Raw genomic sequence first — 26,830 nt, forward strand, 5'->3', positions numbered from 1 at the left:
TATAAGCCATTCCGGAACCCACAGGAGGATTCCGGAACCGGGGACTGATTACTCTTCGATGGTAATGGTCCGGAAGGCCGGACGACCGCGCCGGAAGAAACGGATAGGCAACAGGCTGTTGGCGGGCAGAGCCTGCTCAACCTTGCGATAGGTTTCGACACTGTCGACCCCGTTAAAGCCCAGCTGCGCAATCACATCACCGGGAAGAATCCCCGCTCTGGCACCGGCACTGCCCTCAAGCACCTGACGTACTACGACACCACCTGAAAGCTGCCAATTTTTCTGCATCTGTTTGTCCAGAGGCTCAACCACCAGCCCCAGGCGACCACCGCTGTCCTTGGGGTCTTCTTCCGTAGCCGCAACACCATCGTCCTCACCACTCAGGCGACCAACTTCAACCGAGATCTTTTTCTTTATCCCCTGACGCACAACCTCCATTATGACCTCGGTGCCAGGCGCCACCGTGCCGACCGCATGTGGCAGATCGCCGGAAACCTGAATATCGGCCTTGCCAAAGCGAACGATGACATCGCCTACTTTGAGCTTGGAGTCGGCTGCCGGACTACCCTCAACAATCTGAGTCACCAAAGCCCCCATGGGCTTATTCAGACCGAAGGATTTGGCCAAATCCTTGTCAACTTCCTGAATCACAACACCCAGCCAGCCACGATCAACCCGACCCTTGTCCTTGAGTTGAACGATTACGTTCTGAGCCAGACTGGATGGGATAGCAAAAGACAGGCCGATGGAACCGCCAGAGCGGGTATAAATCTGGGAGTTAATACCCACCACTTCACCATCTAGATTAAACAGCGGCCCACCGGAATTACCGGGATTAATGGCTACGTCCGTCTGGATAAAGGGTACGTAATTTTCATTGCGCTCACTGGGGATGCTCCGACCAATGGCGCTGACAATACCGGCACTGGCCGAGAAATCGAGCCCGAAAGGGGAGCCGATGGCCAATACCCATTCGCCCACTTTCAGTTTTTTATCATCGGCAAAAGTCAGCTTGGGCAGGTTTTTGCCATCGACTTTCAGCAGCGCCAGGTCTGAACGGGGATCGGTACCCACCACTTCAGCCTTGAATTCACGTCGATCAGTCAGCCGCACCTGAATTTCATCGGCACCTTCAATCACATGATTATTGGTCAGAATATAACCATCGCTGGAAACAATAAAACCTGATCCCATGGAGTGAACGTTGCGTTCCGGCATCCGGCGCGGCTCGAATAAATGCCTGAAGATATCTGGAATCTGCTGTTGCCCCTGGGGCAAACGCATACTATTTCTCTGTTTGGTTTTTTCCACGGTGTTAATTTTAACCACCGCGGGAGAGACCTCTTCAATCAATCGGGTAAATTCAGGCAAACCGCTGTAAGCCACCGCTTGAGCGGTCAGTGCAAACAACAGAGTTATAGCAACAAGCAACTGTTTGATCATGTCTTTATCTACTCCAAACTACTTTTTATAACGACAATCAGAAAACTGATACGGTAAAAAACATCAGGGTGAACCAAGTTTTATCTGCCTTGGACCCACATTGGCGGTAACCCGTTCAGCAGTTACCGCGGGAATTTCACCAACCACGGTGACCAGATACGGCGCCTCCGCCAAAACAACTCTCAGCATCATCACCAGTGACGCGCCCCGCTGTGCTGTCCCCTGATACGTAAGTTGCGGAGATTGTGGCTGAACAAAAACCGTAAACGTTGCCAGACCATCACTGAACGTCAGGGACTCACCTTTTGTTTCATGATTTTTGTGGGACGTCATAACAAAACCGTCCGGCAGCCAGTTCAACTGCCAGTGCAAAGGGCGACTTTCAGGCTCATCACACTTACTCACCACAGATTGCCCTGAGTCTGGAGCAACGGTCAGGGTCTTGATTGCCGAAACCTGATTTGGCTGATTCTGATCCTCAATGGTCAGATCAGAGAATTGCATGCGCTCGAGGACCCTGCGCCGGTTATTTACGGTCATTACCAACAGCGGCAAACTGGTTTCATCATCGATAAACAGGGTGTAGCCATGACGGTACTCATCACGGGGAACCAGATTGACCACCTGGGCTTTGCGGCCCGCGACGCGCTGTACACCTTTAAGATAAAACTGATAATGACGGGACAATCCAAATGCCTGATCTTCAGCACCGACCAATCGGGCAGCCAATGTCAGGCACTCATCCCCAAGACCGCGTCGAACAACCGATCGTTCAGGCCCGTTGAGATAGTCCAGCTGACCGTACTCCTGCTGTCTGTCATCAACACTGTGAGTGACCCTGAAAGCATCCAGGGTACCGCCGTGCTCGTAGGTAAATACGCCAGAATAATTGCGAGCCCGCAGGGCTCTGGACATATCAGCCAGAAGGTCCTCTGCGGTCACAATAGAATCGGAGACTTCCTGAGCCCATACCGTGGTTGGAATGAGCGCCAAGAAAGATAAAAGAATGGAGCCTATCAGGCTTGTGCCCAATCCCTTTGAGCTAATCCTTGTTTTTTTCTTCACAGCTGTACAGCTCTTGAAAAACAAACCCGATATTAAAATTTACTGTTCCTGGTCCGGAGCGGGTACCCGGGCATAGGGCAACATACCCCGATTGCTGTTAAGGGCTGACTCTTCAGCGTGCAGCGACATCACTTCCTGAATGTGATCCTGCACTTCCTCATTGGGCATACCCGGCTTGGATTTGAGGATCACCTGAGCACCAGCTGGAACCTGCTGCCTTTCAACCGGAGCGGGGTTAATCTGGGCTTCACTGCTCACAGTACGGGCCGCCACTGAGGGCGCCTGAAACCCGGCAGGCAGAGACAAGGTAGCCGGAGATACCGCAGAAGTCTGAGTGCTTGAAGCCACTTCGGGAGTTTCTTCAAGCTGTTGATTGGTAAACTGAGCCGTAAACACAACTGCGCCGGCTACAGACGCCGCAATGGCCATCTTGGACAGATTGTGAAGCCAACCTTGCTTATGATCCGGTTCAGCATCAATGGCATCACGAATGGAATTGGAGAGATCTATATTGAGAGTTGGAGGAGTATCACCTTGAAGGGTTTGGCTGACAGCCTGATAGCGAGCCCAGGTGGCGCGCACCTCCTGATCGGTTTCAGCCGCTTTCATAATGCGACGCAACTCCATTTCGGAAGCCTGGCCATCAACCAGCGCGGAAATGGATTCGTTGAGTTGCTCCTGCCCTTTACGTTCGGTCATATCGATCTTCCACCCAATCTATACTGCTGTTTGTTCAATTTATTTTATTGCCTGAACCGCTTGTCGCGTTTAATCGCGGGCCCTCTTTTGGGGTTTCAAGCTGGCTTGCAGAACCTGTGACACAGGCATTTGCAAAAGGTTCAGCCCAATATGAATTTTTTTACACCGCCTCGCCTATTAGCGGTTGAATGCTTTTATCAATCGCTTCCCGGGCTCTGAAAATCCGGGATCTGACTGTACCCACAGGGCAGCCCATGATGTCGGCAATATCTTCGTAGCTGAGCCCCTCCATCTCTCTGAGGGTCACTGCCGTGCGCAAATCCTCAGGGAGATTGGCAATGGCCTTGTGAACCACACCATGCAGCTCATCGCAAAACAGATTATTCTCCGGGGTATCCACATCTTTGAGTGAGTCACTGCCGGAATAGAATTCGGCTTCTTCAGCATCCACATCCGTGGTGGGCGGGCGACGCCCCCGGGAAACAAGATGGTTTTTCGAGGTATTTACGGCAATACGATAGAGCCAGGTATAAAAAGCACTGTCACCGCGAAAGTTCTTTAACGCCCGATAAGCCTTGATAAAAGACTCTTGAGCAACATCCTGAGCTTCATGAGAATCGCGAACAAACCGCCCAACGATCGATAACACCTTATGCTGGTATTTTAAAACCAGCAGATCAAAGGCTCGCTTATCCCCTTTTTGAACTCGCTCAACCAACTGCTGATCAGTTTCCGGCGCAGACTGCGCTGACATGCCCTTCTCCAACTGCCTTGTTCGTATAATTTTTTCTATGGCCTCTATCATAGCAGACCCATGTCGTCTGTAGATGCCTTTCGCAAGCGCACACACCTTCCATGTAACACCCTGCGAACAGACAGACAGAGATTATCACCAAGAGTTCAGCCTGTGCCGAAATTTCCTTGAAAAACAACAACAAAAGGGCAAATTTCAACCAAAAAGAACACAACAAACACAACCCATGATACTCCCGGCTATTGGCCCGGCTTGTTTGATAAAGCATAATCCACACCTTTCCTATATCAGCAACTCACAGTCCGGATGGCCGAGAAAATAATGAGCGAATATCACCTGCACGACGTTCTGGTTATTGGCAGCGGCGCGGCCGGCTTGACCCTGGCCCTGTCTCTGGCCGACCAGTATCGGGTAGCGGTTCTCAGTAAAGGTGAAATCAACGAAGGTTCTACCTGGTTTGCCCAAGGCGGGATTGCTGCCGTACTGGACAATGATGACTCGGTGGAAGCTCACGTACAGGACACCATCAGTGCCGGTGCCGGGCTGTGTCATGAAGACAGTGTCAGATACACCGTAGAGCGCAGCAAAGCTGCCATTCAGTGGCTGATTGATCAGGGCGTGGACTTTACGCGCGACTCAGAAGGTGACGACTATCACCTCACCAAAGAGGGTGGACACAGCCACCGCCGGATTATCCACAGCGCCGACGCCACCGGTAAAGCCGTGCAGAGCACGCTGGTAGAGCAGGTCAAAAAGTCAGAAAACATCAGCATCTTCGATCACCATATTGCGGTTGACCTGCTGTCGGAACCCGATACCAACAGTGGTAAATTTCGCTGTAGTGGTGCCTATGTCTATGATCGCCACACCCAGCAGGTCGATGTTTTTCAGGCCCGCGCGGTGATCCTGGCGACTGGCGGTGCCAGCAAGGTATACCTCTACACCAGTAATCCGGACAGTGCCAGCGGTGACGGCATCGCCATGGCATGGCGTGCCGGCTGCCGGGTAGCCAATATGGAATTCAACCAGTTCCACCCCACCTGTCTCTACCACCCCAAAGCCGGCTCATTTCTGGTGACCGAGGCGCTCCGGGGTGAAGGGGCCAAGCTGAAGCTCCCCAACGGCCAGCGCTTTATGGACCGTTTTGATGAGCGTGCCGAGCTAGCCCCCAGGGATATTGTCGCCCGCGCCATTGACCATGAGATGAAGCGATTGGGTGCTGACTGCCTGTATCTGGACATCAGCCATAAGCCGGCTGATTTTATTAACGACCACTTTCCAACCATCAAGAAGCGCTGTCTGGAGCTGGGCATCGACATAACCAAAGATGCCATGCCGGTAGTTCCCGCCGCCCACTACACCTGCGGCGGTGTGGTAGTAGACAAACACGGCCAGACCGATCTCGACCAACTGTATGCCATAGGCGAAACATCCTTTACCGGTCTGCACGGCGCCAATCGCATGGCCAGTAATTCGCTGCTTGAGTGCATTGTCTACGCCAAATCCGCCGCGCTGCACATCAAACAGACATTGCCCACCATCAAACCCGTCAATCAGGTTCCCAGCTGGGATGCCTCGCGAGTGACAGACTCCGATGAAGACGTGGTAATTTCTCACAACTGGGACGAGTTGCGCCGCTTTATGTGGGATTACGTGGGTATTGTTCGCACCCGTAAACGTCTTGAGCGAGCCACCCACCGCATCAAACTGCTGCAGAAAGAAATTCAGGAGTATTACAGCAATTACCGCATTGGTAACGATCTGGTAGAGCTACGCAACCTGGCGATGATTGCCGAGTTGATTATCCGCTCGGCCATGCAACGAAAAGAAAGCCGCGGTTTGCACTACTCTCTCGATCATCCGAATCAGAACCCCATTGCCAGAGACACCATTCTGGTGCCGACCAATTTTGCGGCTCAAACCATTTTTGTTCGCAACTAAAGAAAGCTGATCAGCCTGAGCCACAATTATTGGGAAAGCATATGGACCCGCAGCTGTCTACGGCTCTCGGGATCGGCATTATCGGCCAGCAACATAATGTGTCTGCGCCGCCAGTAGCGGCTGAAGCGACCTGCCGAACTCGGCAATATTTCTATGCGAAGAATCCAGTCAGACCAGCCCGTAGCCGCATTCAGGCTAACAGCCTGCGCTGAACCATCGGCAGTCAGCCACACCGGCTGATCGGCACTCCAGCATAATCGCCCCCGATGCCCAAGCCAGTGCCAGATCACGCCAGCGAGCATCAAGACCGTTGCGAACCCACCAACCCAAAGGCTGCTACTGCGATTCAAAGAAGAGTTTACTATTCCCAGCCAGACCATCAGCCAGGCCAGCATATAGAGAGCTACGACAATACGAGAGGGACGCAGCTCCAACATGGCCTGCAGCCTCAGTCGATTTGCATGCCGGTATTGTCGCGAATAATCTTGACGATTTTCAGCAATTCCGGATCTTCAGGGTCGGTGCGTTTGAGAAACCAGGCAAACAGGTCCTGATCTTCGCTGTCCAGCAGCGCCCAGTAGCGCTCTTTATCTTCCTGCTCCAGGCTTTCATAGACGTTTTCCAGAAACGGCAGCAACACCAGATCCAGCTCCAGCATGCCACGCCGACTGGCCCAAAACATACGATTCCTGTCCATATAAACACCCACAAAACAAGACAAAGTTATAAAAGAGGCGCGATTATAAACCAAGAGTCAGTCACAACCCACTAGCACAGACGCATTAATGGTTTACAATCGCCGGCTGACCAAAGCAAATTGAACAGCTAAATCAAGGCCGCTTTCTATATGACTGATAATCAGCCTTTTGGCATCTGCCAACTCGAACATTTTGGACTGCTCAGAGTCCAGGGCCCCGACGCCGCCAAATTTTTGCAGGGGCAAATCACCTGCGATATCCAGCAGGCCAGTGCAGATCAGCTGCTGTACGGCGCCCACTGCAATCACAAAGGCCGCATGATCGCCAACTTCGCTTTGCTGCAAACTGGCGAGGACGCTTTCACGTTCAAACTCAGCCGCGATTTACTGGCGACCTTCAAAGCGTCGCTGGATAAATACATCGTCTTTTCAAAAGCCGAAACCCAGGATTTGACTGACAGCTATCGCCTATTTGGTCTCACCGGTGAGGGTATCGCCCCGTGGCTGGAAGCCAGAGCATTACCAACACCTGAGGTCGACGCCTGCCTACTGACAGATCAGGCAGCTGTGATTACCCACTCTCTGCAGCAGGTCGAGTGCTGGCTGCCACAGGCGCATGCCAAAACCGCCGAGCTGACTGCTGCCTGCACTGAGGCAGCCAAATCCAGCTGGCAACTACAAGATATTGCCGCAGGGATTGGCTGGGTCGACAGCAGCACCAGCGAAGAATTTTTGCCACAAATGCTCAATCTGGATCTGCCACCGATCAATGGCATCAGCTTTAAGAAGGGCTGCTACACCGGTCAGGAGATCGTTGCGCGGATGCACTACAAAGGACAGACCAAACGCCGTCTGCAGCACCTGCAATGTCAAGGTCAGGTTACCGCAGAGCCCGGCTCAGAGCTCTTCGGCGACACGGGAAAGCAAAGTATTGGCCACGTTGTGAACAGCCAGACAACCCCAGAACACACGGAAATGTTGGCGGTCGTCACACTCGCTAACGCTCAGTCTGGAAATATTTATCTTGATCGGGAAACTCAAGTAAAACTGTCCACCAAACCGCTGCCCTATGCTATAACTACAGAGCAGTAAATCTCTCCCGAAATCCGCCATAAAATGGATCAAAATAACAACAGGACACCCCATGAATCAGGTAGTAGACAAGGTTCGCCAGGAATTGCTGACAGCCATCGAAAAAGACCAGCTGGTATTGCCAACCCTGCCGGAAGTGGCCCTGCGAGTACGTGAAGTTGCCGAAGACCCGGACGCCTCCATTGACCAACTGGTGGGGGGTAATTGGCAACGATGCGGCACTGACCGCACGCATCATCAAAGTCGCCAACAGCCCGCTCCTCAGAGCATCCAAGGAAATTGAAGATTTGAAAATGGCGCTGATGCGTCTGGGCATGGATTACACCTGCAACCTGGCCACAGGACTTGCCATGGAGCAAATGTTCCAGGCTACCTCCGACATGGTCGATAAACGCATGCGTGAAATCTGGTCGCGCTCAACGGAAATTGCCGGCATCTGTCACGTACTGTGCCGCCACCGCACCAAACTGCGTCCGGATCAGGCCACTCTGGCCGGGCTGGTACATCGCATTGGTGTCTTGCCGATTTTGACCTACGCCGAAGAACACCCGGCACTGCTACAAGACAGCATTACCCTCGACAATGTCATCGAGTCACTGCACGCCCAGATTGGCGACAAGATTTTGGAAGCCTGGGATTTTCCCGCTGAGTTGCGACACATACCCAGCCAGCATCTGGACTTTCAGCGCTCTCCGGCCGAGGCGGATTACGCTGATCTGGTCACCGTCGCCGTACTGCAAAGCTATATGGCCACTGACAATGCGCTGGCCGAGGTCGACTACAGTACCGTGACGGCCTTTGGTCGCCTGGGTCTGGACACGGATATGCGCGCCGAGGAAGGGGAAGATCTGAGCGCCGATATGGAAGCAGCGATGGCAATGCTGTCCTGACCGCTACTCTCAATGCCATTCTCGTCGCCGCTCTCGCCGCTGCCCTACCCCTGATTCAAAGAGCCCAATTCACGGGCTCTTTTCCTTTCTGTACCAGATAATCATTAGCTTGAGAGAAATGCCGATTACCCAGAAAGCCACGATGGGCGGATAATGGCGACGGGTGAGGTGACTCAAGCACACAGTGTTTGCTGCGATCAATCACTTTACCCTTCTTCTGGGCGTAACTGCCCCACAACATAAACACCAATCCCTCACGCTGCTCGCTCAGACAGCCAATAACCTGATCGGTAAATTGCTCCCAGCCCTTCTTCTGATGAGAACCTGCGTCTCCCTGATTGACTGTCAAGGTGGCATTGAGCAACAACACGCCCTGCTCAGCCCAGGATTGCAAACAGCCATGTTGGGGGATGGGCAACCCCAGATCGGCATTAATTTCCTTGAAAATATTCTGCAGTGACGGTGGTGGTTTAACACCCGGCGGCACCGAAAAACTCAAACCGTGAGCCTGACCGGGGCCGTGATAGGGGTCTTGCCCCAGAATCACTACCTTGACCCGGTCGAACGGGGTCGAATCCAAGGCATTGAAAATCTGGTCACCCGGAGGAAACACCACCTTGCCCGCTCGCTTTTCCTCCACCAGAAACTGTTTCAATTGCTGCATGTAAGGCTGTTCAAACTCGGAGGCCAGTCGCTGCAACCAGGATGCCTCGAGAGTTACGGATGATTGAGTCATGAAAGTCCTGTAATCCGGTTATCTTGCGAATGGCAAACGCTAATGATTCAAGCCGACCACGTCAACAATTCGCTGACAGCCTCACAGCTTAATTGACGTGGTGCGAACAGCCCCTAAGCTGATATAGAATACGCCCCCAATTTTTAACAGCGGCAAGAATCCCATGCGCCTTTTTGTGGACAACCTGACCAACGTCGACTTCAGTTACCTGCACCCAGAACGAGGCCTGCTCGGAGAAACCTGGCTGGCCAGTACCGAACTGATAGGCGTACTCGACGAACAGGGAATGGTGTGCGATTTTGGTATCGTCAAAAAGACTCTGCGTAACTGGCTTGATGAAGAAGTAGACCATCGCCTGCTCGTTCCCAGACACTCCCCCAACCTGACCCTGAGCCAGCAAGGCAGTGAACTGGACATCGAATGGCGCTTCGGCGACCAACTGCAGCACACCCTAAAGTGTCGCAGTCCACAATCAGCCATCGCCCTGATTGATGCCGAGGAGATCACCCCGGCCAGCGTCAGCCAGTGGTCCATACAGCAACTGTTGCCGCTGTTGCCAGAAACTCTCGATGACCTGCTGTTGGATTTCAATACAGAGAACATTACTGGCAGCTTTTACCACTACAGCCACGGCCTGAAAAAGCACGCCGGTAACTGCCAGCGCATTGCCCACGGGCACCGCTCGAAGATTGGCATAAGCCGCAATGGCAAAACCGACAGCGAACTGGAAGCCCTGTGGGCCAAACGTTTTGCCGACATCTACATAGGCACCCGTGAAGACATCACAGATCAGGACGACCACCATATCCACTTTGCCTACCAAACCAATCAGGGACGATTTGCTCTGCAAATACCCATTCACTGTTGCTACCTGATCGATACCGACAGCACCGTCGAGTGGATTGCCGACCATTTGGCGCAGCAGTTAAAAGCCACTGATGCACAAGCCAGCTTTACGGTAAAAGCCTACGAAGGCATGGGCAAAGGCGCGATCGTCAGCATTTAAGAAACAGGAAATTTATTGTGTCAGAATTTACCATTGGTCAACGCTGGATCAGCAACACCGAAGCCGAGCTGGGTCTGGGTATCGTCAGCGCGATCGAGCATCGCCATGTCACCCTGTCCTTTCCCGCCGCCGGCGAGCAGCGGGTCTACGCCACCAACAACGCCCCCCTGACCCGGGTACAGTTTCGCGTTGGCGAAAACATTCGTGACAATGACAACCAGACTCTGACCATCAGCCACTTCGAAGAAATCGATGGCTACATCAGCTACACAGGAACCGATGCTGCTGGCGAACAACACACCTGGGGAGAAGTGGAGCTCGATTGTTTTGTGCAATTCAGCAAGCCACAGGATCGCCTGTTCTCCGGCCAGATCGACAAGATCAAACACTTTCAACTGCGCTACAAAACCCTGCAGCAGCAACAGAAACTGGCCCACAACCCGGCACGAGGCCTGATGGGTCCAAGAGTTCAATTGCTGGAGCACCAACTCTATATCGCCTCGGAAGTGGGGCGCCGCTTTGCTCCGCGGGTTTTGCTGGCCGACGAGGTGGGACTCGGTAAAACCATCGAAGCCGGTCTGATCATCCACCAGCAATTGACCAGTGGCCTGAGCCAGCGGGTACTGATTGCGGTACCCGACACCCTGTGCCATCAATGGCTGGTGGAAATGCTGCGCCGCTTTAATCTGCACTTTACCCTGCTCGACCAGAAACGCTGCGAAGCCCTGCTGGAATCCGGTCAGGACAATCCGTTCGAATCGGCCCAGCTGATCCTCTGTGGCATTTCCCTGCTGACCGACGATCAGCGTCTGCAACAGGCACTGGCCTGCGACTGGGATCTGCTGGTGGTGGACGAAGCCCATCACCTTGAATGGCACCCACAACAACAGTCGGACTCTTACACCAGCATTGAACAACTGGCCGCTCAAACCGCCGGCCTGCTGTTGCTGACTGCAACCCCGGAACAGCTGGGTGTCGACGGTCACTTCGCCCGGCTGCGTCTGCTCGACCCGGATCGCTATTACGATCTGGAAACCTTTCTGGCTGAACAACAGAACTACCAGCCCGTCAATGAACTGGTACAGCACCTGTTGCAACACCCGGAATCACTGGATAACGATCCGCAAACCCGGGAACAATTGTTTGAGCGATTGGGAGACAGTGCCCGGGAACAGCTGGATAATCACAAAGGTGATCTTGAGCAGCTGCGCGATCAACTGATCGACCAACTGTTGGACCGTCACGGCACCGGCCGGGTACTGTTTAGAAATACGCGCAATGCCGTCAAGGGGTTTCCCCACCGTCGCCTCCACAGCTATGGCCTGCACGCCGAGGAAGGTCCTGAACAGACCGTCATCGACAGCAATAATCCGCGGGTAAAATGGCTGGTTGACTGGCTCAAGCAACATCGCCGCGACAAGATTCTGGTGATCTGTTCCAGTGCCGAAACCGCTCTGGATCTGGAGATGCATCTGAATCTGCGTGCCGGCCTGCGCTCCAGCGCCTTTCATGAAGGGCTCAGCCTGCTGGAGCGTGATCGCGCTGCTGCCTACTTCGCCGATATGGAAGATGGCGCTCAGGTACTGGTGTGTTCCGAGATCGGCAGTGAAGGCCGCAACTTCCAGTTTGCCCACAATCTGGTGATGTTCGACCTGCCGCTGAACCCGGATTTGATCGAACAACGTATTGGTCGTCTCGACCGCATTGGCCAGACTCAGGACGTAGACATTCACGTCCCCTATCTGGTGGACACCATTGAAGAGCAGGAATTGAACTGGCTGCACCAGGGGCTCAATTGTTTTGAAACCGTTTGCCCCATTGGCCAACAGGTTTATCAGGAGTTCGCCGACGAGCTGCACGACACACTCAACGCCCACGAATCGGCGCAAATGCCGGAACTGACAGAGCGTACCCGGGCTCGCACCGAAGAGACCCTGCAACAACTGCAACAGGGACGTGACCGCCTGCTGGAGCTCAACTCCTGCAAGCCTCAGGAGGCCGAGGTGTTGATCAAGGCCCTGTCCAGTATCGATGAAGAGGAGGCCCTCAAGGCCTATCTCGACGATGCCTTTGACAGCTATGGCGTCGACTGCGAAAAGCACAGCGATACCGCCATTGTGGTACGTCCTTCCGACCACATGCAGACTGCCCACTTCCCCGGTTTGCCGGATGAGGGACTGACGGCGACGTTTCTGCGACAACAGGCACTCAGCCGTGAAGACATGCACTATCTGACCTGGGAACACCCAATGGTCAGCGGCGTCATGGACATGGTGATGAGCAACGAGCGCGGCAACACCAGCTTGTGCACCATCAAATTGCCGCCACTGAAACCGGGCAGTCTGTTGGTGGAAGGCATTTTCCAGTTCAGCTGTGCCGCACCCAAATCACTGCAAATTCAGCGTTTTGTCGCCGACAACAGCCTGCGCCTGCTGGTGGATAACAACTTCAAAGATCTGGGGCACGTTATTACCGTTGAGCACCTGAACACACTTGGCCAACAAATCAAACTGGCTACAGCCAAGCAACTGGTGCAACACGCGCGCAGTGACATCGAACGAATTTGCGACCATCTGGAAGCACGCTCCAAAGATCACTTGCAGGAAACCATGCGCAGTGCCGAACAGAAGCTGCGGGATCACTTTGACTCCGAACTGACCCGCCTCAAAGCACTGGCTGCGGTAAACCCCAATATTCGCCAGGAAGAAATCGAACACCACGAAAACCTGAAATTCGCGGGACTTCAGGCTCTGGAAAACAGTCAACTGAGACTGGATGCGATTCGAGTGGTCGTCGCTACCTGATATCGGTGTTTGAGGCTGTGCACGATAGCCGGCTCAATCCGGGCCGGCCGATCCAGCATCGGGCCGCTTGGCCATGGCTCAGCTTATAAGCCAGACGTCGCGAGCCCAGTACCAGATATTTTCCCAGGTTTGGTCATCAAAACCGCCGGCACGCCACAGTTTGATCTCGCCATCCTGAGCAATGCAATAGTAGCCCGCGGCGGATTCACACACTGCCACCATCTCCCGGGGCATCCCCTGCTGCCAAGCGTTTGAGGTGACCTCTGGCATATAGGTATGGGAATGGGGATCGGCAACCGTCACCGGCTCAATGGAGCCACAGACAATATCGCCGGTTTCCAGCAAAAACTGAATAAATTCCTTGGGCAGGGGCATCAGAATTTGCTCCTGCGCCTCGACAATCTGATCGTGATCAGGTTCCTCCAGCGGCACGGGTACGTCTTCAGCCCGTTCACGCAATTCATCCAAAACATCTTCCATCGAAGCAACTCCCGACCAACTTTATGCAGAACGCGGATTATAACAACAGAAAAGATGGTAGAATATGACGCATCAGTCACATTTTAAAATTAGCAACAAGCTAACACAGGCAGTAATTTATGAATCTGGAAGCGTATTTTAACCGGGCCGGTAACGGTGTCAGTTTTACCCGAGAACAGGCCAGCAACTTTGCCAAAGGCGTAGCCGACGACTTCAACCCCATCCACGATGTCGATGCCAAGCGCTTTTGTGTTCCTGGTGATCTGCTGTTTGCCGTAGCTCTCAGTGAGCTGGGCATTTCGGAAAAACTGCACGTAACCTTTGCTGACATGGTGGGTGATGGTATCGATATTGGCTTCCAAAGAGCCGACGACCAACACTTGGACGTGGTTGATGACGCAGGCAAAACCTATCTCAAGCTGGCAATCAGCGGCGATACCATGCGCGATGCCGATGCCATCAGCAGCCTGATTGAGCAGTACGTAGCCTTTTCCGGGAAAACCTTCCCCCATGTGCTGGTGGCACTCTGGAAAGAACAGAATGTCATGGTCAACCCCGCCCGCCCGCTGGTGATCTATGAGTCCATGAGCCTGGACATGTCCGACCTGAATTTCTCCACCCCGACTCTGGAGTTCACCGGATCCTCTCTGGAAGTAAATGGCAAACGCGGCAACGTCAGCCTCAACTTTGAATTCAAAGAAGGCGACCGACTGCTGGGCAAAGGCGAAAAACGCATGATTCTCAGCGGCCTCAAGCCCTACGATCAGGAAGCCATCGACAATCTGATCGACTTCTACAACGACCGCAAAGAGCGTCTCGCTGTATAAGTTCTGATAATCAGGCAGCATCAGGTGAGCAAGCCACCTGATGCTGCCGTGTCTTACTTTTTACCGTTGGTCTGATTGGGATGCAGAGACTTTCCCAGAATATGGTCATCGTGTTTGATCACCGTTTCACCCTGACCGACCAGCAACGGATCTGGCTTGTGCGCCACTTTCGGGTCTTTATTGGGATAATCCAGAGAGCTCAAAAAGTGCAGCATACAGTTAAGTCGGGCGCGCTTCTTATCGTCTGATTTCACCACAGTCCACGGTGCATCGGCGGTGTGGGTATAGAAAAACATGGCCTCCTTGGCCTCGGTGTAATCATCCCAGAGAGTCAGGGCCGCCTCATCAATCGGGCTCAACTTCCACTGTTTTAACGGATCGGCTTTGCGGCTGTTAAAGCGACGCGCCTGCTCTTCCCGGCTCACCGAAAACCAGTATTTGTAAAGACGGATGCCAGAGCGTACCAGCATCTGCTCCAGCACCGGCGCCTGACGCATAAATTCCAGATAATCATTGGGTTCGCAGAAATTCATCACCCGCTCAACACCGGCACGGTTGTACCACGAGCGATCCAGCAGCACGATTTCACCTTCCGTGGGCAGGTGCTTGATGTAACGCTGAAAATACCATTGTCCCTGCTCCGCTTCGGACGGCTTTTCCAGAGCCACGACCCGGGCACCCCGAGGGTTCAAATGCTCCATAAAGCGCTTGATGGTTCCCCCTTTACCCGCCGCATCACGGCCCTCGAACAAAATCACAACCTTCTGACCGGTCTCCTTGACCCAGCGCTGCACCTTCAATAACTCGGCCTGCAATTGGGCCTTCTGATTCTCATAGGCGCGGTTGGAAATTTTCTTGTCGTATGGGTACACCCCGGAGCGAAACGACTCTTCGATCTGCTCGCGAGTCATGTCTTTCGTTTTCAAAGGCTTGACCTCCGATACATCGGGCTTGCTGGTGGTGGCAATCTGGTTGGAATCATCGGTCATGGAACACTCCCCTGAGAAATTTTTAAAGCTAAACGCTAATGATAGTTCGCCCTGCGGATATGGCTATTGATGCAGATCATGACCGCAAGCTGCCATAGGAACGACATAGCGATAACCAGCTTTCCACCCCGGCACTGCGATACTTCTGTTTGTGGATAATGATGTAAAACTGCCGGTGCCAATCGCGATGAGGGACCGGCAATGGCACCAGACTGCCGCGGCGAAAAGCATCGCGCAGTGCAATTTCTGACAGGCAACCAATACCGAGACAAGCCTCCACGGCCCTCTTGATGGCTTCGGTATGCTGCAACTCGTGGCGCAGCTGCAGCTCGCCAACCAAACCGTGCATCGCCCGATCAAATGCCTGCCGGGTTCCCGATCCCGATTCCCGTACGACCCATTCGGCTTGCAGCAAGTCCTCATCGCTGAGTTCCTGACGGCCGGCCAGTGGATGCTGCGGAGCACAGAACACCACCAGATCATCACCACGCCATGGAATGACCTCCAGATCCGTATGCTGCAACTCCCCTTCAATCAGCCCCACATCCAATTCGAAGTTTTCTACCTTGCGCGCAATCTCCGAGGTGTTAGCAACCGTCAGACGGACATTACTGTCCTCATGATCGGCCATATAGCGGGCCATCATTTCCACCGCCAGATAATTGCCAATGGTCAGGGTGGCACCAATATTCAGGTGACCGACATCCGATCGCTGGTTCAAATCCCGCTCGAACTCTTTGGCCTGCTGCAACAGCGCCTCCGCCCGCGGGCGCAGAAATCGCCCCAGTTCATTAAGTTGCAAGCGTTTACCAACCCGGTCAAACAATTGAATATCAAACTGTTTTTCAAGATCCCGCAATGAACTGCTGGCCGCTGATTGGGACATGGCCAGACTATCAGCAGCCCGGGTAATATTTTCGTAGTGGGCCGCAGCCAGAAACACTTCCAGTTGCCTCAGCGAATATTTCATTACCTGTTTTTCCGATCAATATTATCAAATCAAACCATTTTACTCATAAAGCAAAGGATTCGTAAACTGGCCTTATTGAAATCGAGAGGACAGCCCAATGGCCAAAGTGATTACAGAAACAGTGACCGACATCCACCACTGGAATGAAACCCTGTTCAGCTTTAAGACCAGCCGCTCCCAAACCCTGCGCTTTGAAAACGGCCATTTTGTGATGATGGGCCTGGAAGTGGAAGGCAAGCCGTTGATGCGTGCCTACAGCATCGCCAGCGCCAATTACGACGATGAACTGGAGTTCTTCAGCATCAAGGTGCCTGACGGCCCACTGACATCCAGACTGCAAAACATTCAGATTGGCGATGAAATCCTGTTGAGCACCAAACCCACCGGTACTCTGGTGGCTGATCACCTGCTGCCGGGCCGCAACCTGTATCTGATCAGCACCGGCACCGGCTTGGCCCCTTTTATGAGCATCATCAAGGATCCGGAAATTTACGAGCGCTTTGACAAGATCATCCTGACACACGGTGTGCGCACGGTATCCGAGCTGGCCTATCAGAACGAAATCACCCGGGAATTACCCAACAATGAATTCTTCGGCGATCTGGTTAAAGATAAATTGATTTACTACCCAACGGTCACCCGCGAACCCTATAAAAATCAGGGCCGACTGACCGACCTGATAGCCAGCGGCCGTCTGTTTCGCGATATTGGCTTACCCTTTATGACTCCGGAACACGACCGCTTTATGATCTGTGGCAGCCCCGGCATGTTGAAAGACACCTGCGCACTGCTCAACGAGCAGGGATTCGGAGAATCACGCCACGGCCAACAGGGACACTACGTGATCGAGCGGGCATTTGTTGAAAAGTAAATTGCAGCGATGAGCAACTTCCGCTCAGCGGAAGTTCTCCATCAATTTGTAGTAGAGCATACCCAGAGCCAATGCCTGATTACCAAACCATTCATTGAGTGGGATCCGGTAGTGGGACATACCCGCAAACAAATCGAATTCTTTCAGATTGCCATCAATGGCGTTGCCCATGATCTCCGCCATGATATGGGAAGTCGCCACGCCATGACCGGAATAACCCTGACAATAAAACACGTTCTCGCCGGATTTACCCAGCTGGGGAATGCGGTTGATGACAATGCCCGCCATGCCGGTCCACTCGTACTCAATCTCAACCCCTTTAAGGCGGGGGAATGTACGCTCAATGGCAGGTCTTAACTCACTGGCCACCGATTTGGAATCGCGACCGGAGTAATTGGTACCGCCGCCAAACATCAAGCGCTTGTCGGCGGTCAAACGATAGTAATCGAGCACAAAGCGACAATCGTAAACCGCCAGATCCTTCGGGTTAATGGCATTGGCCACCTCATCACCCAAGGGTTTGGTCACAAGATTCCCCAGTGATGCCGGAAATAACATGCCGCGCAACTTGGGCCGTTCCAGACGGTGGTAGGCATTACCCGCCAGTAACACCGTATTGGCGGTAATCTGTCCCCGCTCGGTTTTCACTACCGGCGTCGGCCCATCCTGAATATCAATGACTGGCGAACCCTCAAAAATTTTCGCGCCCAGTGATTGGGCAGCTCGGGCCTCACCGATACAAAGATTAAGGGAATGCAGATGCATATTGCGGGTATTGAGCAAACCACCATGGTACAGCGGTGACTCCAGATAGTCGGGTATCTGCTGTTGCGACAGCATGGTCATGTACTCGCCCATACCACGCTGATGAGCCTCATCATGCATGGCCTGCAGCTCCGGCATATGGCCCGGCTTATAAGCCGTTTGCAAGTGCCCATGTTTGAGATCACATTCAATAGCGTATTTTTCAACGCGGTTTTTAATGATGTCGTGACCACGCCAGCGCAGGTTCCAGACAAAGTCCTCTGCTTCAGTACCGATTACTTTGCGCAACTGTCGGGTCATGGCCGCATCGCCTGACAAGCTGCCGGTCACCTGCCCACCATTGCGGCCGGTGGCTCCCCAACCAATCTTGTTGGCCTCTACAATGGCCACCTGATAGCCCTTCTCACAAAGTTCAACCGCGGTCGCCACACCGGTAAAACCACCGCCGATAATCACCACATCGACCCGCTCTGAACCTTCGAGCTGGGGGTAATCGGTTTCCTGAACAATGCTGTGGGTATAATAGGAGTCGCAACGCTGCATAATATAGTCACTCAAAAATTGTTAGTGCGACGGGAATTTTTCCAGAAATCCCACTATCAATAAGTATCTTCTTTTCAATGTTCAGGTACCGCATCGTGCAACCGGGAGCCCCTATGATTTACGATATGTTTTACGATATTTTTGACAGCCCTGTGGGCGATATCATTGTCGTTCAGGATCAACAGGGGTTGCGCTACGTCGACTTTCAGGACGGCCCCTCGCCTCTGGCGATTGCGCCACACTGGCAGAGAGACCCCCACCCGTGTCAGGCAGCAAAGCGGCAATTGACGCAATACTTTGCAGGCAACCGCCAGCAGTTTGATCTGCCAATTGCGCCACAGGGCACCGACTTCCAGCAACGAGTGTGGGCATTGCTGGCGCAAATCCCTTACGGTGAGCTGGCCACCTATGGCCAGATGGCAAACCGCCTGCAGCAACCTAGCGCATCCAGAGCGGTCGGCATGGCCAATGGCCGCAACCCCATCGCCATTATTCTGCCCTGCCACCGGGTGGTGGGCAGCAGCCGCAAGCTGACCGGTTATCGCGGCGGCCTGGCCATCAAAGAAACCCTGCTCAAGCTCGAGGGAATCAAAATTACCGACCAGACAGTGGTTGAACCCTGCTAAAGCCTCAGTATTACTGGTACTATTGAACCCACTGATAAAAATGATAATTTGAGGCCAGCAACCTCAACCGGAGAGGTATTTATTCTATGGGTTTTATACGCCAAAACCTGCTGCACTTGAGCAATATTCCAGAAGATCTCGATTCTGTTATCACCATCGACGACAAAGCGGAGGTTAACCCCGCTGAAGTCAGCCTTAACGACACCGATGTTGAGGCTATCTGGAATCAGGTGGTTGAACTCTATAAAACCGGCACCCATCCTGCGATTTCCATTCATCTGCGCCGTCACGGCAAAACCGTATTGTCACGCAGTATCGGCCACAGTCAGGGCAATGGTCCTCACGATATGCCAAGCGGCGAAAAAATCCTGGTCACACCGGAAACGCCCTTTTGCCTATTTTCAACATCCAAAGGCATCACCGCGCTGTTGATTCATATGCTGGCCGAAGATGGTCTGATCAACATCATGGACCCGGTCGCCTTTTACGCGCCTGAATTTGCCCAAAATGGCAAAAAGAACATCACCATTCATCAAATTCTGGCACACCGTGGAGGTATTCCCGGCTTGCCAACAGACGTCCCCCTCGACACCTTCTGGGACGAAGACAAAGTCTGGCAACTGCTGTGCGAAGCCAAACCCATTGTCGTCGACGGTTCGAAACTGGCCTATCACGCCATCACCGGCGGCTTTGTACTCGATCAGGTGGTTAAAAAAGTGACCGGCGCCAACATGAACGCCTACATCGACAGGAAAATCCGCCAGCCAATGGGTATGAAGTACTTCACCTACGGTATCGACCAGGAACATTTCCACGACCTGACCGTGAACTACGCCACAGGCCCACGCCCCAGACTGCTGCTGAAAAAATTCGTCAAGCGTGCCCTGGGCACCACCATCGAAGAGTTGGAGAGCATGTGCAATGATCCGCGCTTTCAGGAAGTGTGCATTCCCGCCGGCAACCTGATCGGCACCGCTGCTGAAGTTTCGGCGTTCTTCCAGATGATGATGGATGGCGGCGTCTGGCAGGGTAAGCGCATCTGTGAAGAGAGCACCATTGCCCGCTGTATTCACGAATTTGGCAGCCGCACCCTCGATCGCACCCTACTGGTGCCAATGCGTTACAGTGCCGGCCTGATGCTGGGTGATAAGCCCTTCGGCATCTGGGGGCCAGACACCAAGCACGCCTTTGGCCACCTGGGTCTGATCAACAAATTCAGTTGGGCCGACCCGTCGCGACAACTCTCTGCATCCATTCTGACCTCAGGTATTCCCTTGCTGGCGCCACATATTCCGGCGTTGACCAGACTGCTGTGTAACATCAGCAATGGTATCCCCAAGGTGGATAAAGAGGTACAGAATTTCAAACTCAAAGCCGTATCCTGAAAGCAGGATGCCATCACCTTACCTGAAGGAACAGCAATAAGGAGCCACAATGAAACTGGAAACACTGGCCTTACATGCAGGCTATACCAGCGAGCCGACAACCAAGGCCGCAACCACCCCCATTTATCAGACCACGTCCTACACCTTTGACAATACCCAGCATGGGGCGGACCTGTTCAACCTGGCGGTACCGGGCAACATCTACACCCGGATTACCAATCCCACCAACGCCGTACTGGAAGAGCGCATGGCGCAAATGGAAGGCGGAGTGGGGGCACTGGCACTGGCTTCGGGAATGGCCGCCATCACCTACTCGATTCAGGCCATCTGCGACGTTGGCAGCAACATTGTCAGTACCAGTCAGCTATACGGCGGCACCTACAACCTGTTCGCCCACACTTTTCCACGTCAGGGCATCGAGGTTCGCATGTGCCCTGCCGATGATTTTGATGCTTTTGAAAACGCCATTGATGCCAATACCCGGGCTATTTTTTGTGAGTCCATTGGCAACCCGGCGGGCAATATCGTCGACATCAAACGGCTGGCCGAGATTGGCAAAAAACACGGTGTACCGGTAATTGTCGACAACACCGTTGCCACGCCGTGCCTGTTGCGTCCGTTTGAACTGGGCGCCGATATCGTCGTGCACTCACTGACCAAATACATAGGTGGCCATGGCACCAGCATTGGCGGCGTCATTGTCGACTCAGGAAAATTTGACTGGGCCGGCAACAAGGAGCGCTTCCCCATGCTCAACGAGCCCGATCCCTCTTATCACGGTGTGGTGTATACCGAGGCTCTGGGGCCGGCGGCTTATATTGGTCGTTGCCGGGTGGTACCGCTGCGCAATACCGGTGCGGCACTCTCGCCCATGAACACCTTCCAGATCATGCTGGGTCTTGAGACCCTCAGTCTGCGTATGGAGCGCCACTGTGAGAATGCGCAAAAGGTGGCCGAACACCTGCAACAGCATTCTCTGGTGGAGTGGGTCAATTACGCCGGTTTAAGTGACAGCCCCTACCAGGCGCTGGCCAATCAATACCTCGGTGGCAAAGCTTCTGGCATTTTGAGTTTTGGTATCAAAGGTGGGATCGATGCCGGAACCAAATTCATTGATGCTCTGCAAATGATTCTGCGGCTGGTCAATATCGGGGATGCCAAATCCTTGGCGTGTCATCCGGCCAGTACTACCCACAGGCAGCTGAATGCAGAAGAATTAAAATCGGCGGGAGTGGAAGAAGGTATGGTGAGATTGTCGATTGGTATTGAGCACATTGACGACATCATTGCCGACATCGATCAGGCACTGGCTGCCGCCAGCTAACCCCAATTCATCCGATCTGCCTGTTTTGCCGCTTCAGGCGGCAGAATAGGCTTTCTGCAGTTGGGTATAATGGCTGTTAACACCATCGGCAAAATCAATGCGTGCAATACTTTCTACCGCATCTTTTAAAGCCTGTTGATCCAGCTCAGTGAACGCGCCGGGTTCCTTGCCTTCCCTCAAAGCCTTGATGGTATTGAGAGCATTTCTGCGTAGAATTTTGCGAACCTCAGGATTAATGCTCGCTACAATTCTCTGCGTGGCATCACTGCTGGTTATTGCTTCAATATTCACTATTACCTTCCTTACAAACCGCAACGGCTTATAAAATATCTCTGTTAAGGTAAATAGTATTGGCAACGGCCCTGACAGTATGTGGCACAGTGAAACTACAATGTGCACTTTGCCGGGCACATTGGGTAGTCATGATAATTAAGCCCCTGCCGAGCTCGGAAATTATTGCCGGGCGTAGACGCCTACAGCCTGCTGAACTCGCTCGGTATAGTCACACAAAGCCTGATATTCCCGGGCTATCGGGGTGATCCAGGTGGCCGGCTGATTGTCAATCAGGCCGGCGAGAAGAGAGGCCACGGCAAAGTCATAGGCCGTGATGGCATCGCCCAACAAGAAGTCAGATTCTGCCACCGCACGATCCAGCGCTTGTAGATCCCGCCGGGCAAAACCCGCCTGCTCTTCCAGAGAATGTTTCCCCAGCCCTTGCAGTTCATAGGTTTTGCACACCTGATTACGGGCGACCTTGCACACTAACTGCTTGAGAGGAAACGGCAGTCGGCCAAAAAAACCTTCGGCCACATTGGGCCACCAGCCATCGTCAACCCAGCGACTCGCCACCATAATCCAGTAGAGGTGCTCCTCAGCCAGGCGGGTGTAGGCCACCCCCTGAGCTTTCTGGGCGTTGGACAGGCCTGCAAATAACTGCCCGCCGGTTTTATCATCCAGATACTCCAGGATCAGCTCGGAGTCAGCCACCGTCACATCGCCATCGACGATATAAGGCAGCTTGCCCTTTGGCGATTTGCGGGGGTCGGACTCCTCGACAATCTCAAACGCTTGGCCCAGATGGGTTAATGCCATTTCCACTTTCAGGCAAAACGGGCTGACATTACGCAGCCCGAACGCGGCGGGAAAAGTATAGAGTTGGATCATGCCAATTCTTCTCGCAGTTTGAATTTCAGAACCTTACCGGCGGGATTGCGCGGCAGGGCTTCCACCAAGTGTAGACGCAGTGGCAACTTGTAACGAGCCAGCTTGCCATCGGCGAAGTCCCGCAGCTCATCCAGTGTCAGGCTGGCTTCCGGATTCAAGGCTGCGACAGCCGTCACCGCCTCACCCCACTTGTCATCCGGCAGACCGATGATGGCAACTTCAGCAATCGCAGGGTGCTCAAACAGCACACTTTCCACTTCTGCGGGATACACGTTTTCACCACCGCTGATCACCATATCCTTGACCCGATCACTGATAAACAGAAAACCATCCTCGTCCAGATAACCGGCATCGCCGGTATGGAACCAACCTTTCTCATCAATGGCTTCTGCGGTTGCCTCAGGACGATTCCAGTAGCCCTTCATTACATTTGGCCCGCGATAAAGAATCTCACCCACCTCACCCGCCGCGACCGAATCACCGGAAGCATCGGCCACCCGGATCTCGCCAAACAATCCCGGCTTACCTGCCGAGCCCAGTTTTGCCTCGGTGTACTCCGACATCAAAAACGAAACCAGTGGCGAGGTCTCGGTCAGACCGTAACCCTGATTCAAAGGAATATGGCGCTCATTGAATACCGCCAACAATGATTTCGGCACCGGAGCAGCACCTACCACGATCATTCGCAAAGACGACAATTCCGTATCGGCAAATTCGGGTTGCTGTGCCATAAACAACAGCATCGCCGGGGCTGCAAACATGGTGGTGACCTTGTGCTGGGCCACATCGGACAAGGTGGCCGCCGGATCAAAACTGCGATGCAACAACAGACAACCGCCGGCCTGCAGACAAGACATGGTGGTTACATTCAAACCGCCCACATGAAACAGAGGTGCACACACCAGAGACACATCACTGGCCAACGCCGGCAAGGCAAACGCCGCCTGAATATTATTCCACATCAGATTACCGTGGGTGAGCATGGCACCCTTGGGGCGCCCGGTAGTACCGGAGGTGTACATGATGATGGCCACATCGTCCTGCTGAGTTTGAATAAAACTGGTCAGCGGTTCTGATGCTGAGATAAGCGCCTCCAATGACTCCCAATCGCCTTCGGCACTTTCGGAGCCAATGTAGCGAGTGCAACACAAATCAGCTCGCACAGGATCAATGACCGCTGCCAGCGCATCGTCTGCCACCAGAGTATTAACCCCGGCATCGTTGATGATAAAGGTCAGCTCTTCACCGGTGAGGCGAAAGTTCAAAGGCACAAATATCGCACCCAGAGACTGAGCCGCCAGCATGGTTTCCAGAAAGGCTGGATGGTTTAAACCCACATAGGCAACCCGATCGCCTACGCACACACCATGGTCACGTAAATTCTGCGCCAGCTTGCATACCCGTTCAGACAACTCCGCGTAACTGCGCTGGGTGGACTCAAAAATGATGGCGCGTTTTCCGGGGTCCAATTGCGCACGCTTAAGAACACTACCGGCAATGTTGTAATCGACTTGTGGGTTGTGCATTAATTTTTCCTCTTTATTAAACATTATTATTGGGGTCTATCGAACATGGCAAAACACATCGCCGCTTTTTAACCCGCTTCTGCCCTGGGCATGAGCGTTATGTTGATCCGCGAACTCTGCTGAATAGCAGCCCGACACTATGACCAGTCATACGAAAACCAGTAAACACCGGATGCAGCTAATAAGTCATTGGTTACATGTTTTAGCCTGTCAGGCAAAACTGTTCAAGGAGTCTCGGCTATGGGATACATGCCGACGTCAATATTGACGGAGGTGGGTGTACTGAAATTCATGGAGGCCTCCTCTGTCCAGTTGATTTGTATTCAGGGTAGACAGAGGAAGCAGGCGGTCGACAGAAAAGTAGGGACAAGTGACCGCAGGCTCAAGACAGGATTTATTTACGGGAAAGTATGCCCATTTTTTTGCAGATGATACCCAGCATCACTTCATCGGCACCGCCGCCGATCGAGGCAATGCGCTGATCGCGGAAAAGTTGCGACACCGGGTTGTCCCACATAAAGCCCATACCGCCCCAGTACTGCAGACAGGAGTCAGCCACTTCACGCACCAGACGACCCGCTTTTAACTTCGCCATGGATGCCTTCAAGGTCACATCCTCACCGTTGATGTAACCCTCTACGGCATCGTAGGTCAACGCACGCAGGGCTTCCACTTCGGTTTGCAGCTCTGCCAGACGGAACTGGATGACCTGATTATCCAACAGTGATTTGCCATAGGCCTGGCGCTCACGGGTGTATTCAATGGTGGTATTGATGGCGTGTTCCATGGCCTTGAGACCACCGGCGGCTGCGTACAGACGCTCCTCCTGAAACTGGATCATCTGATAGGTAAAACCCATGCCTTCTTCACCAATCAGGTTTTTCTGCGGCACCCGCACATTGTCAAAAAAGATCTGTGCAGTATCGGATGAACGCATCCCCAGCTTGTCGAGTTTCTCTGACATGGAGATACCGGGCAGGTCGGTTGGCACCACAATCAATGACTTGCTCTTGTGGGGATTGTCGCCACCGGTATTGGCCAGCAGGCACAGATAATCCGCCTGCGTGGCATTGGTGATCCACATCTTGGAGCCATTGATAATGTAGTCGTCACCATCCTTGACCGCGGTCGTTTTAATATTCGCCACATCGGAACCGGCATGGGGCTCACTCACGGCAATGGAACACACGGCGTCACCGGAAATCGCCTTGGCCAGAAAATTCTGTTTGATGTAGTCACTGCCGAACTTGGCCATGGCCGGTGTCGCCATATCGGTTTGTACGCCAATGGCCATGGACACACCGCCGCTGGTAATGCGGCCCAATTCTTCGGAGAAAACAATCTGGTAACTGTAATCCAGCCCCATACCGCCGTATTCTTCCGGCTTGGCAATACCCAGCAGGCCCAGATCCCCCATTTTTTTGAATAACTCATGGGCCGGAAAAATACCTTCGCGCTCCCACTGCTCATGGTGTGGGTTAATCTCTTTATCAATAAACTGTGCGATCGTTTTGCGGATCGCCTCGTGCTCTTCAGTAAAAATCATCTACCTATCCACTTACATCTTTTTTTGATTTCAGTTGCGAAAATTAAGCGCAGTGTTCACTTGAAGTTGCTTTCCGCTTCACCCAACACCACGACTCTCTGGAACGCCGGGCGGGCAATCATGCGATCGAGATAGTCTTTGACGACCGGCGCATAATCGCCATCACACTTGAGGATGCGGCCCAGATACAGGGCATAGGCAATATCAATATCGGCAATGGTGAATTTATTACCCACCAGATAGTCTCGGCCATCGCTCAGATGAGCCTCGAGTTTACGCAAGCGTGCGTGAAACCATTTCATGTAGGCCATACCGGCTTCTTTTTTGTCCGGCTCCTGAATCACAAAACGGATAAACACCGTCTGCGGAAAAGTCAGTGTCGCGTCACTGTGGAATAACCAGTTGAGATAGTCACCGTATTCGGGGTCTTGCGGGCGCAAACCCAGATCGTATTTCTGATAGCGCTCAACCAGATACAAAGGGATTCCCGACGATTCCGTCATGGTGACCTTGCCATCCTGAAAATAGGGTACGGTTCCGAGTGTATTGACATCCAGATACTCTTTTTTAAAAACCCGTGGTGGGAAAGGCAGGATTTCCAACTCGTAATCAAACCCCATTTCTTCCATGGCCCACAGGGCTCTCAGTGAACGGGCATTGTGACAGTGCCAGAGTTTCATTGTTGTT

At 53.2% G+C, this 26,830-nt stretch carries 25 protein-coding genes and 1 pseudogene; 10 read left to right on the forward strand and 16 right to left on the reverse strand.

Translation table 11 applies throughout. The features are described 5' to 3' along the window. Positions 1 to 48 precede the first annotated feature (48 nt). The 4 genes from ACPXV9_RS06425 to rpoE all read right to left on the reverse strand — a co-directional run bounded on the left by ACPXV9_RS06425 (position 49) and on the right by rpoE (position 3,961). Complete coding sequence (locus ACPXV9_RS06425; RefSeq protein WP_423895609.1) at positions 49 to 1,443, reverse strand: Do family serine endopeptidase; 1,395 nt, start codon at positions 1,441 to 1,443, stop codon at positions 49 to 51. 63 nt (positions 1,444 to 1,506) lie between these two features. Continuing rightward, positions 1,507 to 2,508, reverse strand: a complete 1,002-nt coding sequence (locus ACPXV9_RS06430) for a MucB/RseB C-terminal domain-containing protein (protein WP_423895611.1) — start codon at positions 2,506 to 2,508, stop codon at positions 1,507 to 1,509. A gap of 39 nt (positions 2,509 to 2,547) precedes the next feature. Beyond that, positions 2,548 to 3,207 carry a sigma-E factor negative regulatory protein gene (locus ACPXV9_RS06435; RefSeq protein ID WP_423895613.1) on the reverse strand — a complete coding sequence of 220 codons (660 nt, stop codon included), beginning with the start codon at positions 3,205 to 3,207 and terminating at the stop codon, positions 2,548 to 2,550. Between the two features lie 160 nt (positions 3,208 to 3,367). Continuing rightward, entirely contained in the window at positions 3,368 to 3,961 is a 594-nt protein-coding gene (gene rpoE, locus ACPXV9_RS06440; protein ID WP_423895615.1) for an RNA polymerase sigma factor RpoE, read from the reverse strand. A 321-nt stretch (positions 3,962 to 4,282) separates the two neighbouring features. On the opposite strand from rpoE, the gene nadB reads away from it, so the two are divergent. Then, positions 4,283 to 5,902: an L-aspartate oxidase gene (gene nadB, locus ACPXV9_RS06445; RefSeq protein WP_423895616.1), complete on the forward strand. Its 1,620-nt coding sequence runs from the start codon at positions 4,283 to 4,285 to the stop codon at positions 5,900 to 5,902. 26 nt (positions 5,903 to 5,928) lie between these two features. Here nadB and ACPXV9_RS06450 read toward each other — a convergent pair whose 3' ends face one another. Further along, entirely contained in the window at positions 5,929 to 6,339 is a 411-nt protein-coding gene (locus tag ACPXV9_RS06450; RefSeq protein ID WP_423895617.1) for a hypothetical protein, read from the reverse strand. Between the two features lie 11 nt (positions 6,340 to 6,350). After that, positions 6,351 to 6,599: a succinate dehydrogenase assembly factor 2 gene (locus ACPXV9_RS06455; RefSeq protein WP_423895618.1), complete on the reverse strand. Its 249-nt coding sequence runs from the start codon at positions 6,597 to 6,599 to the stop codon at positions 6,351 to 6,353. Between the two features lie 150 nt (positions 6,600 to 6,749). Between ACPXV9_RS06455 and ACPXV9_RS06460 the strand changes: the two genes are divergently transcribed. Beyond that, entirely contained in the window at positions 6,750 to 7,691 is a 942-nt protein-coding gene (locus ACPXV9_RS06460) for a YgfZ/GcvT domain-containing protein (RefSeq protein WP_423895619.1), read from the forward strand. 52 nt (positions 7,692 to 7,743) lie between these two features. After that, positions 7,744 to 8,581 (forward strand): annotated as a pseudogene (locus tag ACPXV9_RS06465) (HDOD domain-containing protein). Between the two features lie 55 nt (positions 8,582 to 8,636). Here ACPXV9_RS06465 and ung read toward each other — a convergent pair. Then, a complete protein-coding gene (ung, locus tag ACPXV9_RS06470; RefSeq protein WP_423895620.1) occupies positions 8,637 to 9,317 on the reverse strand; it encodes a uracil-DNA glycosylase in 681 nt (226 codons plus the stop codon). A 163-nt stretch (positions 9,318 to 9,480) separates the two neighbouring features. Here ung and ACPXV9_RS06475 point away from each other — a divergent pair, with 163 nt between their 5' ends. Together ACPXV9_RS06475 and rapA are read left to right on the forward strand one after the other, a co-directional pair. Next, a complete protein-coding gene (locus ACPXV9_RS06475) occupies positions 9,481 to 10,323 on the forward strand; it encodes a 6-carboxytetrahydropterin synthase (RefSeq protein ID WP_423895621.1) in 843 nt (280 codons plus the stop codon). Positions 10,324 to 10,340: 17 nt separating this feature from the next. Further along, on the forward strand, positions 10,341 to 13,127 hold the full coding sequence (gene rapA, locus ACPXV9_RS06480; RefSeq protein WP_423895623.1) for an RNA polymerase-associated protein RapA: 2,787 nt from the start codon (positions 10,341 to 10,343) through the stop codon (positions 13,125 to 13,127). Positions 13,128 to 13,205: 78 nt separating this feature from the next. Here the strand turns inward: rapA and ACPXV9_RS06485 are convergent, their stop codons facing one another. Beyond that, a complete protein-coding gene (locus tag ACPXV9_RS06485; protein WP_423895624.1) occupies positions 13,206 to 13,607 on the reverse strand; it encodes an SMI1/KNR4 family protein in 402 nt (133 codons plus the stop codon). 119 nt (positions 13,608 to 13,726) lie between these two features. Here ACPXV9_RS06485 and ACPXV9_RS06490 point away from each other — a divergent pair, with 119 nt between their 5' ends. Next, positions 13,727 to 14,434 carry a DUF3581 family protein gene (locus tag ACPXV9_RS06490; RefSeq protein WP_423895626.1) on the forward strand — a complete coding sequence of 236 codons (708 nt, stop codon included), beginning with the start codon at positions 13,727 to 13,729 and terminating at the stop codon, positions 14,432 to 14,434. 53 nt (positions 14,435 to 14,487) lie between these two features. Here ACPXV9_RS06490 and ppk2 read toward each other — a convergent pair whose 3' ends face one another. Then, entirely contained in the window at positions 14,488 to 15,423 is a 936-nt protein-coding gene (gene ppk2 / locus ACPXV9_RS06495; protein ID WP_423895628.1) for a polyphosphate kinase 2, read from the reverse strand. 76 nt (positions 15,424 to 15,499) lie between these two features. Beyond that, on the reverse strand, positions 15,500 to 16,393 hold the full coding sequence (locus tag ACPXV9_RS06500; RefSeq protein ID WP_423895629.1) for a LysR family transcriptional regulator: 894 nt from the start codon (positions 16,391 to 16,393) through the stop codon (positions 15,500 to 15,502). Positions 16,394 to 16,490: 97 nt separating this feature from the next. On the opposite strand from ACPXV9_RS06500, the gene ACPXV9_RS06505 reads away from it, so the two are divergent. Further along, positions 16,491 to 17,264, forward strand: coding sequence for a ferredoxin--NADP reductase (locus tag ACPXV9_RS06505; RefSeq protein ID WP_423895630.1), 774 nt, complete (start codon positions 16,491 to 16,493; stop codon positions 17,262 to 17,264). Positions 17,265 to 17,288: 24 nt separating this feature from the next. Here the strand turns inward: ACPXV9_RS06505 and ACPXV9_RS06510 are convergent, their stop codons facing one another. After that, the gene (locus tag ACPXV9_RS06510) at positions 17,289 to 18,587 is read right to left on the reverse strand and encodes an NAD(P)/FAD-dependent oxidoreductase (protein ID WP_423895632.1); all 1,299 of its coding nucleotides are present in this window, start codon (positions 18,585 to 18,587) and stop codon (positions 17,289 to 17,291) included. 98 nt (positions 18,588 to 18,685) lie between these two features. On the opposite strand from ACPXV9_RS06510, the gene ACPXV9_RS06515 reads away from it, so the two are divergent. The 3 genes from ACPXV9_RS06515 (at position 18,686) to ACPXV9_RS06525 (ending at position 21,907) form a co-directional block, all read left to right on the forward strand. Beyond that, positions 18,686 to 19,198: a methylated-DNA--[protein]-cysteine S-methyltransferase gene (locus tag ACPXV9_RS06515; protein ID WP_423895633.1), complete on the forward strand. Its 513-nt coding sequence runs from the start codon at positions 18,686 to 18,688 to the stop codon at positions 19,196 to 19,198. A gap of 86 nt (positions 19,199 to 19,284) precedes the next feature. Beyond that, entirely contained in the window at positions 19,285 to 20,583 is a 1,299-nt protein-coding gene (locus tag ACPXV9_RS06520; protein WP_423895634.1) for a serine hydrolase domain-containing protein, read from the forward strand. A gap of 49 nt (positions 20,584 to 20,632) precedes the next feature. Next, the gene (locus ACPXV9_RS06525; RefSeq protein ID WP_423895635.1) at positions 20,633 to 21,907 is read left to right on the forward strand and encodes an O-acetylhomoserine aminocarboxypropyltransferase/cysteine synthase family protein; all 1,275 of its coding nucleotides are present in this window, start codon (positions 20,633 to 20,635) and stop codon (positions 21,905 to 21,907) included. Between the two features lie 33 nt (positions 21,908 to 21,940). Here the strand turns inward: ACPXV9_RS06525 and ACPXV9_RS06530 are convergent, their stop codons facing one another. The 5 genes from ACPXV9_RS06530 to ACPXV9_RS06550 all read right to left on the reverse strand — a co-directional run bounded on the left by ACPXV9_RS06530 (position 21,941) and on the right by ACPXV9_RS06550 (position 26,823). After that, a complete protein-coding gene (locus tag ACPXV9_RS06530; protein ID WP_423895636.1) occupies positions 21,941 to 22,198 on the reverse strand; it encodes a hypothetical protein in 258 nt (85 codons plus the stop codon). Positions 22,199 to 22,360: 162 nt separating this feature from the next. Continuing rightward, the gene (locus ACPXV9_RS06535; RefSeq protein WP_423895637.1) at positions 22,361 to 23,071 is read right to left on the reverse strand and encodes a glutathione S-transferase family protein; all 711 of its coding nucleotides are present in this window, start codon (positions 23,069 to 23,071) and stop codon (positions 22,361 to 22,363) included. Then, on the reverse strand, positions 23,068 to 24,597 hold the full coding sequence (locus ACPXV9_RS06540) for an acyl-CoA synthetase (protein ID WP_423895638.1): 1,530 nt from the start codon (positions 24,595 to 24,597) through the stop codon (positions 23,068 to 23,070). Before ACPXV9_RS06540 ends, ACPXV9_RS06535 begins: the two co-directional genes overlap by 4 nt. Before the next feature lie 394 nt (positions 24,598 to 24,991). Continuing rightward, complete coding sequence (locus ACPXV9_RS06545; protein ID WP_423895639.1) at positions 24,992 to 26,143, reverse strand: acyl-CoA dehydrogenase family protein; 1,152 nt, start codon at positions 26,141 to 26,143, stop codon at positions 24,992 to 24,994. Between the two features lie 56 nt (positions 26,144 to 26,199). After that, on the reverse strand, positions 26,200 to 26,823 hold the full coding sequence (locus ACPXV9_RS06550) for a glutathione S-transferase family protein (RefSeq protein WP_423895640.1): 624 nt from the start codon (positions 26,821 to 26,823) through the stop codon (positions 26,200 to 26,202). Positions 26,824 to 26,830 lie beyond the last annotated feature (7 nt).

The sequence above is a fragment of the Candidatus Pelagadaptatus aseana genome, assembly GCF_040362265.1.
Taxonomy (GTDB): domain Bacteria; phylum Pseudomonadota; class Gammaproteobacteria; order Pseudomonadales; family Cellvibrionaceae; genus Pelagadaptatus; species Pelagadaptatus aseana.